This is a genomic window from Leptotrichia trevisanii DSM 22070 (assembly GCF_000482505.1).
GTDB lineage: Bacteria > Fusobacteriota > Fusobacteriia > Fusobacteriales > Leptotrichiaceae > Leptotrichia > Leptotrichia trevisanii.
In genome coordinates this window covers 115,647-134,386 of the sequence record NZ_AXVL01000006.1, presented here as the reverse complement: position 1 = coordinate 134,386, position 18,740 = coordinate 115,647, and the positions used below count along the sequence as shown (strand labels likewise).

Below are 18,740 nucleotides of genomic sequence, written 5' to 3'. Positions count from 1 at the left end.
TATAAATTCATAAGTTATTATGCAACTTTGCTCAAATTCATAGTTTCCTTATTTTTTGCATGATTTTGAATAAAGTTGGATACACTATTAAATATTTTAGATTGATTGGCTATAATTATGTAAACATTTTAGATTGTAATTATTACAGAGTCATAAAGATTTAAAAATTTAAAAATTTAAAAATGATAAATTAGATAGTGAAATAATTAGAAAATTATGTGTTTTTCTGTCTAATTTTGAAAAATAAAGTAAAAAAGGAGAAAGTATGAGTAACAATTTAAAACAGGCAAAAAAAGATTTGAAAGCCTTTGCGAAAAGGGCAAAAAATGTAAAATACACGGAATCACTGCTGTTTTCGTATTTGATAACAGGGATGATAACGTTTTCGATTGGTTTGAACACATCTTCAAATGTTCTTTATGAGCGTATGAACAAGGAGCTGGTAATGTCGGCTGATAAGACACGTACTGCAATTAAGAAAAAGAAAAAAGCGAATGAAGAGGCAATAGAAGACTTAAATTTAGAATTGGTTCAATTAATGGAACAAGGGGATCAGGTTGTAAAATCAAAATGGGCTTCATGGCAATTTGGGGCAAATACTTTTATATCAAATAGCAACGGAACTTACAAAGGTAGAGGAGATAAAGCTACAAAATATCCGTTTAATGGAATCTTTACCCGTGGAAACTGGGCAGATAATGGAATTTTGTCAAATAGACGTAAAGGATTTGGGAAAGCGGCATTAAATTCTTCAAATGTGGATTCAAGAGCTTATGGGCTGGCTTCATTGTTACACGTTCAGGAACCGGAAGTGGAAATTCAGATAATGGCAAATGTACGTCCAAAATCTGTTACAAAAGAGGAAATAGCAATTAATCCACAAATTGATATGCCAAGGGAAGTAGTGCGTCCTGCGATTAATTTGAGTGTGACTACACCGATAACAGCACCTTCAATTATACTGCCTACACTCAATCCTGTAAAAATTGAAGTGCCAAATCCACAGGAACCCGATACACCACCTACAGTGACAGTACCGACTATCTCAATGAATTTGTCAGCACCGACGATAGGAGTAAATATAACACCTCCAGAATTAACTTTGTCAATTACTCCACCAACTCCGTCTGTGAGCCCATTGAACATTGATGCTCCAAATGTTTCAGAAGTTAGTACAATAAGTGTAACTAAACCGAAAGCAGTAACTGTTAATACACCACAATTTGATGCAGTAAATCCGGTAAACTTTAGTATAGGAGCAGCGGGAGAAAGTAGTGAACCAGGCCGTAAATATCATAGTCGAAGTTATGACAATACTTTAAATAATAAAACAATTGAGGTTACTACAAATGGAAATCCTGCAGCAACTGGATTTCCAACAGGAGATTGGATTTCCAGTTGGGGATATGTAAAAAATCTTGATAAATTTGAGAAAGTAACAGTAAATGTAACTGGAACAAATACAAGAGCTTTTGATATAGATGAAGGAGTTGACGATAGTAATTATGCACCGTTTACATTTTCTGGAACGATAAATTTAAAAAATAATGCAACAGTTGGAATAGATGTCCAGGGAACTCATACGAGATACTCTCCATCAACTAGTGTAAATACAGGCTCTGAATTTTCTAATATTGATAAAGTTGCAAATATAAAAATTATAAATGGAGAAAATGGAAATATTATTGGATTTGGAAAAGGTTCTGTAAATAATGTTTTAAAAAATCAAGTAGGATTTGGATTTAATAACAATGATAAATCAAGTAATAATACTAGAAATGAAATAATAAATAAAGGGAAAATAGTAATAGCTGGGATTGAAAGTGCAGGTATTCAATTAAAACCTGAAAATTCAAATCAAGATTTAAATGATAAAACATCTGGATTGAATATGATGGCGGGGACTAATGTAGGTGGAACAATAACATTGAATGGTTATGGAAGTTATGGGATAACTACTGTAGGAAACCCAAGACAAACAGCAGTTGTAACTTATGATAATTATAAAGCTAATTCTGATGCAGGAACTATAGTTGGAAGAGGTGGAAAATTTGCAAGTACAAAAGATTCTAAGTTTGAAAGTAAAATTGTAAATTCTGGAACTATTAATGTAAATAGTGATACTTCTATTGGGATTGGATTACTTCATAATATACAGGGAGTTTACAATACATCACAAGGGGTTATAAATATTGGTACAGTAAATCCAACAACTTTAACTGATAATAATTATGAAAAAGTTGGAACAAAAACAGCTACTACTGGAAAAGTTGATGGAGCGATAGGAGTTTATGCAGAAGTTCAGACGACACCAGTAGATACGAATGAATATGATGATTATGCAAGACAAAATAAAGGAACTATAGTTGGAACACACGGAATTGAATTAGACGGAAATGTTAATATAGGACAATATGCGACAAAAAGTGCTGGAGCTAGAATCCAAAAAGAAGGATCGGTAACTGTAAAAGGAAATATTACAATAGACTCTGGTGCTGAAGAGAATTATGGTGCTGTAGTTGATGGAAATAATTATATTAGAAATAAGAGAACAGGCGGAGCTGGAACAACAGAAAATAAAGTAGGAAGAATTGATATTACAAGTGATGGAAATATCCTAGTAAACGGGAATAGATCACTTGGATATGTTTTACTTAAAGGAGAAGGTTCAAATGCTGGAAATATAACTGTAAATGCTAAAAATTCACTAGGATTTTATGGAAATAAAGGTAAATTTGAAAATAGCGGAACTATAACAACAACTGGAGAAGAAAGCCATGCTGTTGTTTTACAAAATACAGGAAGTGGAACAACTCCAACAGCAACACAAACTTTGACATTCAACAATACAGGGAATATAACAGTAAATACAGCCGGAACAGTTGGAATATATGCTCAGGATGGTTCAAAATTTACACATACTGGAAGTGGTAAAAAGATAACAGCAGGAGCAGGAGCCGTTGGTATTTATACGATTGGCTCAGGAACAACAGGAACTATTTCATCTGAGATTAAAGTAAATGGTTCTACGGATAAAACAGGTATAGGTGTGTATTCTGATGGTAATTCTGTAACAACATTTAATAGTGGAGCTAAACTGACTTTGGGGCCTAAAACTGTAGGGCTTTACTCTGCTAATCCTGATAAACTAAAAGATACTTTTGTAGTAAATGGGTTAGAAGCAAGTCTTGACAATGGAGCTGTACTTGCTTATGCTGGAGCTGGAACAACTTTTGCAGGAACAAAAGAAGTATTACAAAATATAACTGTTACAAAAATGGGGGATAACAGTGCAATACTTTACGGAGATGAAGGTTCAAAATTAAACATAGACACAGATATTCCGATTACAACTAAATATAGTAATTTAAGTGACAGTGCCCAATTTTTAGTAATGAATAAAGGGACTGCAAAAATTGACACAGGAAAAACAATAACTTCAAATTTGAAGACGACTGTTTCAGGGTTAAAAAATTCAACAATAACAAATGCTGGAACCCTTGCATTAACTGGAAAAGATGAAGCGGTAGGTTTTTATTTAAATAATTCAACTATTGCAAATACAGGTACAATAACAACTGCTAATAAAAGCTCTGTAGGAATTTATGGAAAAGCAAGTTCAACATTAACAAATAATAATGTGATAACAACTTCTGGAAATAAATCAGTAGGAATATTTGCTGATAATAGTACAGTGAAAAACAAAAAAAAGACAGGTACAATAACAACAGATGGGATAATAACAACAAATGGAACAAATTCAGCAGGAATTTATGGGAAAAATAATTCAACAATAACAAATGAATGGAAGATAACTACAGAAGAAACAGATTCAGCTGGAGTTTATGCTGATAACAGTAATGTGACAAACAACTCGGGTGCAACAATACTTGCTAAAAAAGGTAGTTCAGCAGGAATTTATGCTGTTTCTAACAATAGTAACGGTAACAGTGTGTTAAATCAAGGAGCGATAAATATTGGAATGAGCGGGACTACTGAAACTAAAGGTGTCGGAATTTATGCACAAACTAATGACAGTGGTACTTTAAGTGTAACAAATCAGCAGGAAATACAAGTTGAAATGGCAAATTCTGTAGGAATTTATGGGAAGAATGCTACTGGAACATTAACAATAACAAATGAAAGAAATATAACTTCTGGTGTAGTTGAGGGAGTAATAGGAATAATGGCTGAAAAAGCTAAGGTTACCAATGCTACACCAAATGGAATGATACAACTTGCAGGAAAGAAATCAGTAGGAATTTATGGAAAAAATGAATCCGAAATTGAAAATTCAGGAAATATTTTACTTCAAAATACAAAGAGTGATTCAGCCTCAGTGGGAATACTTGCGGATAATAGTAAAGCGGCAAATACAAGCACTGGTACGATTACAGTAAAAGGCGGAGCTTCAGCAGGACTTTTAGGACAAAATGGGGCAACGCTTTCCAATGCAGGAACTGTAACAATGGAAGGTGACAAATCAGCAGGAATTTATGCAGAAAATTCAACATCTTCAAATGCTGGAACTATTAATGTTGAAGGTAACAAATCAGCAGGAATTTTTGCTAAAATTACAGATAATGTTACCCGTAATATTATAAATACTGGAACTATTGAATTGAAACCAGGAAGTGCTACACCTTCTTCATCAGAATCGGCAGGAATGTATGCTGAAATTGGAAGTGGAGCTGCTGGAATTACAACATTGGATAATCAGAACAAAATAACTGTAGGGCAGGAAAAATCAGCAGGAATGTTTGTAAAAAATGCTCAAGGTAATGCAAATACGAAAGGAAAAGCTGTAAATAATGCTACAACTGGTATAATTGATTTGAATGTTGCAAGTACAGTTGGAATTTTTACAGATAATGCTATTGGACAAAATGATAATGTAATAAATGTAAAAGATGGAAATTCAGCAGGAATGTATGGAATTAACGATTCTGAAATAACTAATAATAAAAATATAAATATTTCACATAAAAATTCGGCTGGAATGTATGCAATAAATTCGGGAGCAGTAAATGAAGCAAATGGAGTTATTACGATAACAGTAACAGGTTCTGGCTCTAATGATAATGGATCAGCTGCAATGTATAGTAAATTAACCAAAAATGCGACACCAATAATTAGAGCGGCAACAAAAGATTATACAATATTGAACAAAGGGAAAATAAATCTTCAGAGCGACTTGAGAAATGTTGGAATGTATGGTGAAACTGAAGGTGGTATAGATTATAAATTGACATTGCAAAACAATGATGAAATAAATATTGCTGCTGGAAGTTTGAAATCTGTGGGAATATTTGCTTCAAATAATGTTAATAATGGTGTGAATAAAATAGAGGCTATAAATAGTTCTACTGGGAAAATAACAGTAAATTCGGAAGAATCAATTGGAATTTCAGCAGTGAAAAGTACAGTTGACAACAGCGGAACAATTACGATGAACGGGAAAAAATCAGCAGGAATTTATGGTAAATCTGGTTCAGAAGTGACTAATAATAAAGATATAGAAATGAAAGAACAGGAGTCGGCTGGAATTTATCTGGAAAATAGTAACACTACAAATGCAGCAGCGGGTAAAATAACTGTGGATAAAGGAGCTTCAGCAGGAATTTATGGTAAGTTTACAAAAGATGCAACAGAAAATAATACAATAGTAAATAATGGTAAAATTATTTTGAGTGCAACGTCTGGACAAGTACAAAGTGCAGGAATTTACGGAGAACTTGATGATTCGACAACTAAGAAATTGACAATAACTAATACAAATGAAATAGATGTCAGCATGAAACAGTCAGTTGGAATATTTGGGGCAAATGCAACTAATAACAGGGATAATTTAGTTTCAAATAACGAAAAAGAAATTAAAGTGAATTCAGAAGAATCAGTTGGAATGCTTTCAGATAACTCGCTTGCAAATAATAAAGACAAAATAATAGTAAATAATAAAAAATCAACTGGAATGTATGGAAAAAATGGTTCATTAATAACAAATGATTCAGGTGCAGAAATTGAAATTACAGGTACTGGTGAAAGCGGCATAGGAATTTATGCAACTGGAAAAAATACAGCGACATCAAAAATTACAGAAGGTGTAAACAAAGGGACTGTTACTGTAAAAGGTAAAAAAGGTACTGGAATGCTTGCAACTGATAAAGCTAAAGTAACAAATAAAAAAGAGATAAAAGGAACTGCAGAATCAGTAATTGGAGTGTACGGTGTAGATGATGGGACAGCAGTTGTAAACGCAAAAGATGCTACTATCGAATTATCTGGTGAAAAATCAACAGGAATATTCTCAAAAGATGATGCGAAAGCAGAAAATTCAGGAACTATAAATTTAACATCAACTTCTAAAAATTCAGTTGGAATGTTTGGTTCAGCAAGTGCGGCTGGGAAGAAAATTAGTTTGACAAATACAGCGGATGGTGTAATTAATATAGAATCTGAACGTTCTACGGGGATGTTTACAAAAAATCCTGGAAGTTTGACAGATTCAGTTGTAAAAAATGAAGGAACAATAAATCAAAATACAAAAAATACAGTTGGAATTTATACTCCAAAATCTGATATACAGAAAGTTGGGAAAATAAACTTAAATAATAACGCAGATTCTTCTGTGGCTGTTTATCTGTCTGATACTGCAAAAGCTGATACTTCAACAGGGGAAATCGACTTGAACAATGCATCTCAAAATCAGGTTGCATATTATGTGAAAGGTACAGGAAGTGCTGATACAGGAGCTCTTTATGGAGGAAATATCGGTAAGGTGAAAGGCTATGGAGTCGGAATTTATCTTGATGGTGGAATTTTAGACGCAAATACTTCTAAATTGGATTATACTGTCAATGGAATGAATGGAAATGGATTAATCGGACTTCTTATGAAAGGTGCCACTGCTGATATTTCAGCTTATAACCGAGGTATAAAAGTCGGAGATTCTGTAATAGGCGGATTAAAAGATTTTTATGCAATAGGAATTTATACTGATGGACAGGGGACTTCTGGAACTCCAAAAGTAATATCGACTGCTATTACGACAGGATCAAATGGGGTTGGATTATTTGCTGAAAATAGTAGCCATATAAAATATACAGGAACTATGAACATTGGAGCTAATGGGACTGCTGGAACTGGTATTTATGTTGGAAATGGCGGTGATGGAACGAAGGCTTCAACTGTAACAATTGACAGTGGTGCGGACATTAAGTTAAATGGAAAAAATGGAGTTGGAGCGATAGCTACTACTAAAGCGACAATTAATTTTGAAAGTGGTGCAAAAATTGAATTTGGTGGCGATGGAGTAGGTATTTTTGGGCAAAAGGGAGCCATTATTAATGATAACGGTGGAACATTGGTTACTAACGGACATTCTGTGGAAAGAACACGGGTTACTGAAGGAAGTTCCGTAACTTCAAAAAATTTGACAGTAGCAGCGGGAAATGCACTGGATACTGGAAATATACTTTCACACGTTATAAATGGAGAAGCTATTTTACAAACAGGAGTTACAGTTGAGGCAAAACCTGCAACTAAGAATATCATCGGGCTTATGGCGGATGGTAACAGCAATCCTTCATTAAGTTGGGTTGGAACTGCCGGATATGATGCTGAAAATAAAGGAAAACTGGATTTGTCAAATGCCGAAACAAGTACGGCGATGTACCTTGATTCAGCAAGAGGGCTTAACTCGAAAGATATTCTTGTAGGAAATAAATCAACTGGAATTTATGGAATTTATAAAAATACAACGCCAGTTTATAGTGCTGCTCCAGCAGGAACTGTAAATATAGGGACAATTACCACAACAGCAAATTCTAAAATAACAATTGGAGATGAATCTTCCGCCATTTACTCAATTGGATATGATAAGGTTGAAAATAAAGGGGAAATAGCCGGTAAGGACAAATCAGTCGGAATTTATGCTAAAAATACGGCTACAAGCAGTAAAGTGATAAATGTTGTAAATGAAGGAAATATCACTTTAGGAAAAGGAGCGGCAGGAATTTATATTGCGCCGGAAACTACAAATGCTTCAAATGCAACAGTTGTAAATGGTGGAAATATTACGGTTGGAGATTCTACATTCAATTCTGGTGGTAGTGTTGAATCTACTTCGGTTGGAATATTTGTAAAAAATAAAACTAATTTGACTACTACTGGAAATATAACAGTTGGAAATAAAGGATTTGCATTATATGGAAATGATTCGACATTGACTGTAAATGGTGGAAATTACAACTTTGCAAATAATGGAAGTCTAGCATACTTGGAAAATAATGCAGTGTTGAATTATAATAATGCTGGAACATTGACAACTTCTTCTGAGCCAATGTTATACCTTATTAACAGTAAGGCACAAATGAATAATAATGACATTGTTGTATCTTCAAAAGGAACTGGAATTTATATGGCTGGAACATCTACTTTCGGCGGATGGAATAATATGACTCTAAATAACGGTTCTACTGGAATTTATGTGGATAATTCAAATGCTGCAATAGATGGTAAGAAAATAACAGGTGTATCTAATAAGGCAAAAGGAATTGTTTCAATAAATTCAAATGTCACAAACAAAGCTGATATGAAATTCTCTAATGATGATTCAGTTGGAATTTTTTCACAAAATAAATCAGGTGCGGCAAAGACGATTGTAAATAGCGGAAATATTGATATTACTGGAAAACGTTCGATTGCGGCGTATCTGGAAGGAACATCGGATCAGACATTTGAAAACAGTGGAACAATAAATGTGGATAGAACTGCAACTTCTGTTAAAAATGATTCTACTGTCGGAATTTATGCACAAAATGGATCAGTAATTAATATCAAAAACAGTGGAACAATAAATGTTGGAGAGGCTTCATTTGGAGTTTATTCACTTAGTGAAAATGGAAATGTGGAAACTACAGGAAGTTCTGTAATTAATGTTGTAGACAAGGCTATCGGTGTGTATAAAAAAGGTGGAAATGTTAATGTGGGCGGAACAGTCAATGTTGCAAATCATGTGGCGACAGGTGCCAATAGTGAGCCTGTGGGAGTTTATGGAACAAGCGGAGTTACAATTAATGATACGACATCAAACTTTACTGTTGGAGATAAATCTTACGGTGTAATTTTGGCAAATCCAGGAATGAATAAAACAAATGTTTATTCAAATTCAGCTTCATCAAATGTAACTTTAGGGAAAGAAGCAACATTCATTTATACAGAAGGAGCCTCAAAAGTTATAAATAATGCAACAATTACATCTGGAACAAATGGAAAAATTATTGCAATCTATGGAAAAGATGGAGCAAATATTGTAAATAACGGAACAATTGACTTGTCGCAAGGAATCGGAAATCAGGGAATTTTTGTAACAGGGGCGTCTAATGCTGTAAATAAAGGAATAATAAAAGTTGGGAAAACTGACAAATCTGATCCAAATAACATTGTTTATGGAATCGGAATGGCAGCTGTAGGCGGAGCAAGCATTTCAAATGAAAGAGATATTTATGTTTCAGGACATTTAAGCATTGGAATGTACGGAGATGATAGGGGAACAACATTGAGAAACTCTGGAAATATATATTTGGATGCTTCAAAAGCAACAGCTTCTGATAAAATTCAGACAATGATGGGAGTATTTGTAAATAATGGAGCAAAATTTGTAAATAGAGGAAATATTACTACAACAGGTTCTTATCACGGAAATAGCAATGTTCAGGGACTTGTGGGAGTAGCCGTATTAAATGGAAGTACGCTTGAAAATTACGGAAAGATAAATATTGATGCGGACAGCAGTTATGGCGTGCTGATAAAAGGTACTGCAACCAATAAATCTATAATTAAAAATTATGGAGAAATTAACATAAATGGTTCCAAATCTTACGGAGTAAGATATGACGGAAATTCTCAAGGAACAGCTGGAGATTTACCAATAGCAGCTAATGCAACTCCTGGAAATGTGTTACCAGCATTGAACTCTGGAGCTGGAAGTATTACCTCTGGAAATGGAGCAAAAGATTATTATGCACCAACAGATCCAAGTAAAACTGTCGGTGGAGTAGGAATTGTTCAATTGCCAAATGGACGGCTTGCAATTCAGAAAAATGGTGTAACATTGAATGATAGCCAAGTTCAAACACTAGATTATACTACTCCTCAGACAAACTATGCTTTCTCAAACTTTGGAGTGTATGTGGATACATTGGGAAGAACACGTCCAATTAACATAAATGGGGCAAATTCTCTTGGAATTAACAGTGATTTATTAATCGGAACAGAATTTTCGGTACTTACAAATTCTAAAAATGTAATTATTGGTAAAAAAATACTGCAGCCGTTCTTAAATCAGATAAATTCTGGAATATTTAACTTTACTCCGTATTCAGCTTCATTAACTTGGATAGCAACACCTGAAGTGGATCCAGCTACACAGCAAATTTCACGTGTACTTATGACAAAAATCCCTTATACAGCCTTTGTGGATAGAAAAACAAATGAATATAACTTTACTGATGGGCTGGAACAGAGATATGATGTCAACAGCCTGGATTCGAGGGAAAAAGAATTATTTAATAAATTAAATACAATCGGAAATAGCGAAGAAGCATTATTGGCTCAAGCAATTGACGAAATGATGGGACACCAGTATGGGAATGTACAGCAAAGAATCTTTGAAACAGGTAATTTATTAAATAAAGAATTTGGATACTTAAGAAATGAATGGGATACAAAATCAAAAAATTCAAATAAAATAAAAGCGTTTGGAATGAAAGGCGAATATAAGACAGATACAGCTGGAATCATTGATTATAAAAATAAAGCCTACGGATTTGCATATTTGAATGAAAATGAAACTGTTAAACTTGGAGAATCGACAGGATGGTATGCAGGGGCAGTAAGAAATAGATTTGACTTTAGCGATATAGGTAGATCTAAAGAAGATCAGAATATTGTAAAAGCAGGTATATTTAAATCAATGCCGCTTGGAAAAGATCATAATAACAACTTGAACTGGACTGTTTCAGCGGAAGGATTTGTAGGAACTGGTGAAATGAAGAGAAAATTCCTTGTTGTTGATGATATATTTGAAGCAAAATCTGAATACCGTTCATATGGATTTGGATTAAAAAATGAACTTAGAAAAAATATTAGAACAAGTGAAAGAACAAGTATTTCGCCATATGGAAGCCTAAAATTTGAATATGGAAAATTTGATGGAATAAAAGAAAATACTGGGCAAATGCGTCTGGAAGTAAAAGCAAATGACTATTATTCAATAAAACCTGAAGTTGGAATAGAATTCAAATATCAACAGCCAATGGCAGTAAGAACAACTTTTGTTGCTAAATTGGGACTTGCTTATGAAAATGAACTGGGAAAAGTTGGAGATGTAAACAATCAGGGAAGAGTTCGTTATACAACAGCTGGATGGTTTGATATAAGAGGTGAAAAGGATGACAGACGAGGAAACGGAAAAGCTGACTTGAACCTTGGAATTGAAAACACAAGATTTGGTGTAACAGTAAATGCAGGTTATGATACAAAAGGTGAAAATGTAAGAGGTGGAATCGGATTTAGAGTAATTTACTAATTTTATTCTGTTTTAATCTTAACTATTATTCATAAACTGATAAATAAAAAAATATATTTATATGAGAGAGAGTTATTTCAAAATAAATGATATAACTCTTTCTTTTTATTTATATAATTTTTAAAAAAATGTTAATGAAAAAAAATTAAAAATGGTGTATAATATAATAAAAGTTTTTTTATAATAAATTTAACAGATTGAATTATTAAAAAAATAAATAAAAATTATAAAGTATTTTTTAAATAAATGGAGGTATCTAAATGACGAAAAATGAGGTGATTGGAAACCTTGTTGGTGAAGTAGGGGAAGAGTCCCACCGCAACAGGATTAAAAAGTTTTTAAATGGGGAGATAGATAATTTTTTAGATATTAATAAAAAAGATTTGAAATTTGTTAATAATTTTAAAATGGAAGATTTTATGGAAAAAGATGAATTTTTTGAAAGTGAAGCGGGGGAAGTATTGTTAAAATATTTTCAATACATGTACAATAATTTTCCTGGTGAGCTGAGTTATCAGTTTTCAAATTTTCCATTAAAATATAAAATATTTAAAATGTTAAACTTTTCAGAGGATTTTGTAAAAGAGGATTTTGAAAATAATTTAGAAATGAGGAATAAAGAAGTTTTTGTTGAAAGTTGTGAATATTTTTTGAATTATTTCAAAAATCTGGCAGATGGATATGTACAAAATTATAGGAGATATTGCAATAACCGTTTATTAAAAATTGGAATTTTAATAATTATTAGAAATATTGATAAAAAAAATAGTGAAGAAATAGAGAAATTGGAAAATATATTTATAAATTATATTAAAAATAAGATTAATAAATATGATATAAATAAAATATTTGAAAAATATTTGGATAAGGGAAATTTTAGGAAATATTTTGAGGATGTGGAAGAGCTGTGTTTAGAAAAATCTAGAAAATATATTGAAAAAGTCTTTTTTGGGGTACTGAAAAAGAATACAGATATGTCCATAATTATTTCTGAGGGGATTGAACTTTTTATTATGTTTTCTGAAATAGAATTTTCATCAACAAATAATAATTACTATTATAGAAATAAAATATTTGACAATTTAAAAAAATTTTTTAAAAAATATTCATTTTCACATGGACAGAAACTTTATATGCTTGTTAATTACGGGACAAATGTTATTTTTTACAACTTTGATTATTCAAAAAAAATGTACGATTTATTTTTAGATACAATAAAAGAAAATGTTGCAAATACTAAGGCATTTTTAAAGGATAGTTTGAAAGGGAATAAGGTAGTATATTTATTTTTACTTCATTTTTTAATAAAATATAATTTGATTAATGAAAAGGAAAAATCTAAATTTATTATAAAAGCTGAAAATATGCTAATTGGTGATTTGAAAAAATTATTTAAGGCAAAAGTGTGGAGATGGAAACCAAGGGAATTTAAAAATCTTGAATTTTTGGAAAAAAGTAATATTAATTGGGAAAATATTCAGGTGCAATGTCTGAGAAACAAGTCAGAAAAGGTAGTGATATGTAAGGATAAAATAATTTTTTCATTACTAAAGTATTCTGAAACATACAAGAAAATCTTTCAGTTTTTTGTAAACGGGGTAAAGAAAATAGAATTATTTGAAGATATTATTGAATGGTACAATGTAATTTATGATACGAATGATTTAAAATTAATATTGGATGAAATGTGGAATTATAATTTATCAATTAATTTTATAAATGAAAAATATTTTGAATATATTGCAAAAACGAATTTTGATGATGAAAATAATAAAATCTGGATGGAATTTTTGCATAAGCACGAGAAGGAACTGTATGCGAGCTTTGAAAATAATGTCGAGTCAGCTGAAAGTGTTGAAAAGTATGTGGAAATCTTATATTTAAAAAATAATAACTTTGATTATTTTAAGTTGCCAAAATTATTGTTAAAGGCAGATAAACAGACAGGACAGCAAATCGAAAAAATTTTAAGAGAAAAAGCTGAAATAAGGGAAGAAGTGGAAAAACTGCTGGAAAGGGAATTTACACCAGCGTCACAAGTTGCCAAAAATTTAATTAGATATTGGGACAATGTGGAAGCACAACAGGAATTAAAAAACTTGACGGATCCTAAGGAAATTTTTGAATATTCTGAAAATATTTGTCTGGAAAAACACGAAGAAAATGCCATATTTAGTAATTTAGTTGATTATGGAATGGTGAGAATAAGAAAAAGTGAGGAAAAAGTTCCTGAAAAGTTAATGAAATTTTATATTTCAGAGTATATTTTGGCAAAAGATATAAAACTTATTGAAGTTTGTAATAAAATTGAGCAAATAGTTGATAAAAGCGATTTAAAAAATTTTATTGCAAAGATTTTTGAAAAATGGAAGGAACAGAGATTTAATCCGAAATATAAAAATATTTTTATTCCTTTAATAATGACGGCTAATATGAAACAGGTTCACGATATGATAAATATTGTTGATGTACTTGTAAGCGAGTACAATAAAGTGGCAGTTGCAGCTTATGGAATACGGGTTCTTGCATTAAGAAGTGAAACGAGGGAAATCGGGATACTAGTAAAAGGTTTTTTTAATAATTATAAGGATAAGCGAATAAAAATGGCTGCCGAGCAGTCACTTGACATGATTGCACAAAATAGTGAAATTGCACGTGATGAATTGGATGATATTTTAGTTCCTGATTTTGGATTTGGGCAGGATAGAATAAGAATTTTTGATTATGGTGAAAGAAAAATCAAGGCAAAACTTGATGTTATGAGTATGCCTGTCAAAATTACTGCTTATGATGAGAATGAAAAGATATTAAAGGGGCTTCCTAAGGCAAGTAAAAAATTTAACGATGTGGAAAGTATAGTCGAAGAATACAGAAGAGAAATAAAACATATAAAAAAACTGTTAAAGGAAATTACAGTTTCACAGACGGACAATCTTTTAAATGCGTTATTTTTGGATCGGAAATGGCAAGTGAAAAAATGGATTGAAACTTTTATCCATAATCCAGTTATGCAGGCGTTTGCCATTCAGCTTATATGGAAGGAAACTGATGAGAATGGCAAATTAATAAAGACGTTCAGATATACGGAAGATGGAATTTTTAAAACGGCTCAAAATCAGGAATGTCAATTAAATGAAAACAGCTTTATATGTTTATTATATTTTCCTGAATCTTCAGAAGAGGAACAAAAACTTTGGGAAAAGAATCTGGAGAATGATAAAATAAAACAGCCAATAAATCAGATTAATATCCCTGTTTATAAAATCACAGAAAAAAATCAGGAAAAAATAGAAATTCTGGATTATAATAAAAAGGAATTTTTAGTTAATAAAATGAGAAAAAAAGCTGAAAAATTGGGCTTTAAGATTAGTTATGGAAATGATGAGTTGGGATATGGAAGTTATTACTATGATAAAAAGACAAATATAAGTATAATGATTTTAACAAATTCATTTTTTCCTGGCGAATATACAAAAACATTGCAAATAGAAAAAATATTATTTTTAAAAGACAGCACATCAATTCAACTTGAAAAATCCTCTAAAAATCATAATGCAAAATTCTTGAAACTAAAGGAAGTTCCAGAACGGATATTAAGTTTGGCTTGTTTTATGGCAGAAATTCTGATTAATTAGAATAATAACTTTAGTTGTGTCTGACAGGAACACATAGTGATTTGTTTAAATAAAATAAAAAAAGGAGAGAAAATAATGAGCAATAAAAAGAAGGTACTATTGTTTTTGGGAGCGGTTATGTTAGTTGCCTTTGGAAATTATACAAGGTTTGTAAAGAATAACAACGGGAAAACGACAGTTGAAGAGAAAAAAAGTGAAAAAGCCACATCTTCCAAAGGCGGAACATCTAAAGAAGGTAAGAGCAGCGAGAAAGCAACTTCATCTGCAGGAAATAATGCAAATCAAAATGCTAAAAATACTGAAGTTATGGCAGAAGTAAAGTCTGTTCCAAAATCTCAGCTACAGCCAGTTTCAGCTGAACAGACACAAAATAAATCAAATACTGATACAAAGCAGAATATCGTAGCTGAAACCAAGAATAGCGAACGTGCAACTTCGTCAACTGGAAATGATTCAAAGAAAAAAGAAAATCCAGAAAACCCAAAACAACAACCTGAGAAACCTGCACATAAACAAAAGGATGCTAAAAAATTAAAAATCAAAAAAAATAAAAATGTTGAAAATAAGTACAAACTTGATAAACCGAAATCAGATAAAAAAAAGACAACTTCTTCCAGTGAGAAAAATTAATAGCTAAATAAGTGCGGGTGGAAAAAATATGATGTATAAAGTTCAAGTGCGTTTTTTATTTCATTCGGATATAAAAATAAAAATACCTGAAATTTATGATGATTCTGTTTTTGACAGATTATTTGGAATTTTGGAAGATGTGAATGAAAAGTATAATTCTTATACCAAAAATTCGTACATTGATAAAATAAATAAAAATAATGGGCATTTTGTAAAAGTAAACGATGAAACTATAAATATTTTGAGTAAAATTATTCATTTGTCAAATGTTATTGGTGGAGAGTATGACATTACAATAATGCCTCTCATAAGGCTCTGGGGATTTTATAAGCAAAATCCCATTTTGCCGTCTTTAGAAGAAATAAAAAAAGTTAGAAAGCTTGTGGATTATAAAAAAATAATTATTGATAAAAAGAAAAAGCGGGTGAAAATTGAAAAAAATCAGGAAATTATAACAGGTTCATTTATAAAGGCATACGCAATAGAAAAAATGGCTCAGGAAATGAGAAAAATCAGGATAAAGGATGCGATTGTGAATGCTGGAGGGAGCAGTATCATTGTCATTGACGAATGGGGGATTATCGCTGAAAATCCTGAGGAGGAAAGGGAAATAATACGAAACGAAAAAGGCATACCAGTTAAAATATCGCAGAATAAATATACTGGCGATGATGAATACAATGATTTATTTGAAATAAAAATAAAAGATAGAAGTTATTCAACTTCTAATCAGAAAAATACTTATCTTTTGATAAACAATGAAAAATATGGACATATCATAAGCCCGAAAACAGGCTTTCCAGCACAAAATAAGCAAGTTGGAGTAATTACAGAAAGTGCCTTTTTTGGTGATATTATTTCGACAGGGCTATATAACCAGACTCCCCATAAATTTTATGAAATTATGGAGAAATTATCTGAGGAAATGGAAATTTCTGGATTTTTGATTGATAAGGATGGGGAGATTTTTTATTTTAATATGGAGAAATATTTTTAAATTTTATTAGGACATAAAAAATAAATTGGAAAGGAGAAAAATAAATTGGCAAAAGATGTTTTACATGAATTAAGAGATATAAATTCGTTAAAATCACGACGGAATAATGTGATATTGATATTTTTATGTTTTCTTGTAGGAATTTTTTCAGGAATAATTGTTGGAACTTATACATTGTTATTAAAAAAAATGTCAATATTTAGGGGATTTTTTACAACAAATCTTGAATTTTCAAAAATAGTTATCGGGATAACCGTTTTCATTCTGATGGGAATGGCAGTACAGTTTATGCTGTCAAAATATCCGTTAATCAGCGGGAGCGGAATTCCCCAGGTTAGCGGGCTGCTTACTAAAAAAGTGAAATTCAAATGGTTTGGGGAACTGATTACAAAATTTGTGGGAGGAATTTTGGCAATTGGAGCTGGAATGTCTATGGGGCGTGAAGGGCCTTCGGTGCATTTGGGAGCTTTGGTTGGTTCTGGAGTCAAGGAAGTTACAAAGCGTTCAGAAGTGGAAGAAAAATATTTGGTGACGTGTGGGGCAAGTGCCGGGATTTCATCAACATTTAACGCACCGCTTGCAGGAGTGATTTTTTCGCTTGAAGAACTTCACAAATTTTTCTCGCCGTTATTATTAATCTGTACTCTTGTGGCAAGTGGAACTTCAAATTTTGTTTCCAGAATGATTTTAGGCTCACAAACTTCCTTTCAATACAATTTTATACTTCCAAAAGACATACCATATTATATATTTGCACTTATAACAGTTATTTTCTGCATTATAATCACAATTACTGGAAAGGCGTTCAGCTATTTTTTATTGCTTATTCAAAGACGTTACAGAAAAATAAAATTGAATAAATATGTGAAAATGGCGATATTTATGATACTGGCTTATGTTATAGCGGTATTTTTTAGCGATATAACAGGTGGAGGGCATGAGCTTATTGAGGAAATGTTTGGTAAGAATGTGCTTCTTAGAACACTTATTATAATTTTAGTTCTAAAATTCTTTTATACAATGCTTTGCTATGCAACAGGGGCACCAGGTGGAATTTTCTTGCCAATGCTTGTAATAGGGGCTTTGACAGGAAAAGTGTATGGAGAGATATTAAACCATTATTTTTCAATTCCGAATGATATAATTGTACATTTTATGCTATTGGGAATGGCGGCTTATTTTACAGCTGTTGTAAGGGCACCAATTACAGGAATTACATTGATTTTGGAAATGACTGGAAACTTTTCATATTTGTATATGTTAATAATTGTCTGTACAATAACTTATATTTTTACAGAATTACTGAAAATGGAGCCAATTTACGAACGGCTTTATTTCAATATGTTTCACAAACAGATTTTGGCAGAAGATAAAGAAAACAGTGAAAATGAAAAACGTGCCAAAAGGCTGGAAATACTTGAGAAATGGTGGAAAAATAAAAAAATTGATATTGGCGTGAAATCAAACAGGAAAAATTTGGAAGACAAGATAGTTACTCTTTTAATTCCAGTGGGCGCAAATTCAGAATTTGACAATAAGACAGTGAAAGAATTGCATTTGCCAGAGAAACTGCTGATTGTGAGTGTACGTAAAGCTGGAAAGGACAGCATTGCACGTGGAGATACATTGATTCAGAGCGGGAGCCAGCTTGTAATTATTACTGATTATACGACGGCACAGAAATACGCAGGGGAATTGAAGGAAAAAGGGATGAAGATAGTGGAATAATGTGAGGGAGAGGTTATTTGAAAATGGATAAAAGGGCAGTAGAACTTAGGTTTTGCTGTTCTTTTTATTTGGATTTTTTAAAATTAGAATAAAAATCATAAAAAATATTGCTTTATTTATTTTTAATGGTATAATATATTTATAATAAAATGTTTTAAAA

The 18,740-nt window shown here is 31.9% G+C and carries 5 protein-coding genes; all 5 read left to right on the top strand.

Features of this window, described 5'->3' with window-relative positions:
- Positions 1 to 265: 265 nt before the first annotated feature.
- The 5 genes from K324_RS0102180 (at position 266) to K324_RS0102160 (ending at position 18,580) form a co-directional block, all read left to right on the top strand.
- Entirely contained in the window at positions 266 to 11,590 is an 11,325-nt protein-coding gene (locus K324_RS0102180; protein WP_026747705.1) for an autotransporter-associated N-terminal domain-containing protein, read from the top strand.
- Between the two features lie 260 nt (positions 11,591 to 11,850).
- Positions 11,851 to 15,225 (top strand): DUF4132 domain-containing protein, encoded by a 3,375-nt coding sequence (locus tag K324_RS0102175; protein ID WP_026747704.1) that lies wholly within the window; start codon positions 11,851 to 11,853, stop codon positions 15,223 to 15,225.
- A 75-nt stretch (positions 15,226 to 15,300) separates the two neighbouring features.
- Positions 15,301 to 15,855, top strand: coding sequence for a hypothetical protein (locus K324_RS0102170; protein ID WP_026747703.1), 555 nt, complete (start codon positions 15,301 to 15,303; stop codon positions 15,853 to 15,855).
- 28 nt (positions 15,856 to 15,883) lie between these two features.
- Positions 15,884 to 16,852 (top strand): FAD:protein FMN transferase, encoded by a 969-nt coding sequence (locus K324_RS0102165; RefSeq protein ID WP_026747702.1) that lies wholly within the window; start codon positions 15,884 to 15,886, stop codon positions 16,850 to 16,852.
- A 45-nt stretch (positions 16,853 to 16,897) separates the two neighbouring features.
- Entirely contained in the window at positions 16,898 to 18,580 is a 1,683-nt protein-coding gene (locus K324_RS0102160) for a ClC family H(+)/Cl(-) exchange transporter (RefSeq protein WP_026747701.1), read from the top strand.
- The last annotated feature ends 160 nt before the right edge of the window (positions 18,581 to 18,740 follow it).

What these genes read in the sequence shown, in the direction of transcription:
- K324_RS0102180 (WP_026747705.1), top strand. Translation starts at nt 266, where the DNA reads ATGAGTAACAATTTAAAACAGGCAAAAAAAGATTTGAAAGCCTTTGCG.
- K324_RS0102175 (WP_026747704.1), top strand. Translation starts at nt 11,851, where the DNA reads ATGACGAAAAATGAGGTGATTGGAAACCTTGTTGGTGAAGTAGGGGAA.
- K324_RS0102170 (WP_026747703.1), top strand. Translation starts at nt 15,301, where the DNA reads ATGAGCAATAAAAAGAAGGTACTATTGTTTTTGGGAGCGGTTATGTTA.
- K324_RS0102165 (WP_026747702.1), top strand. Translation starts at nt 15,884, where the DNA reads ATGATGTATAAAGTTCAAGTGCGTTTTTTATTTCATTCGGATATAAAA.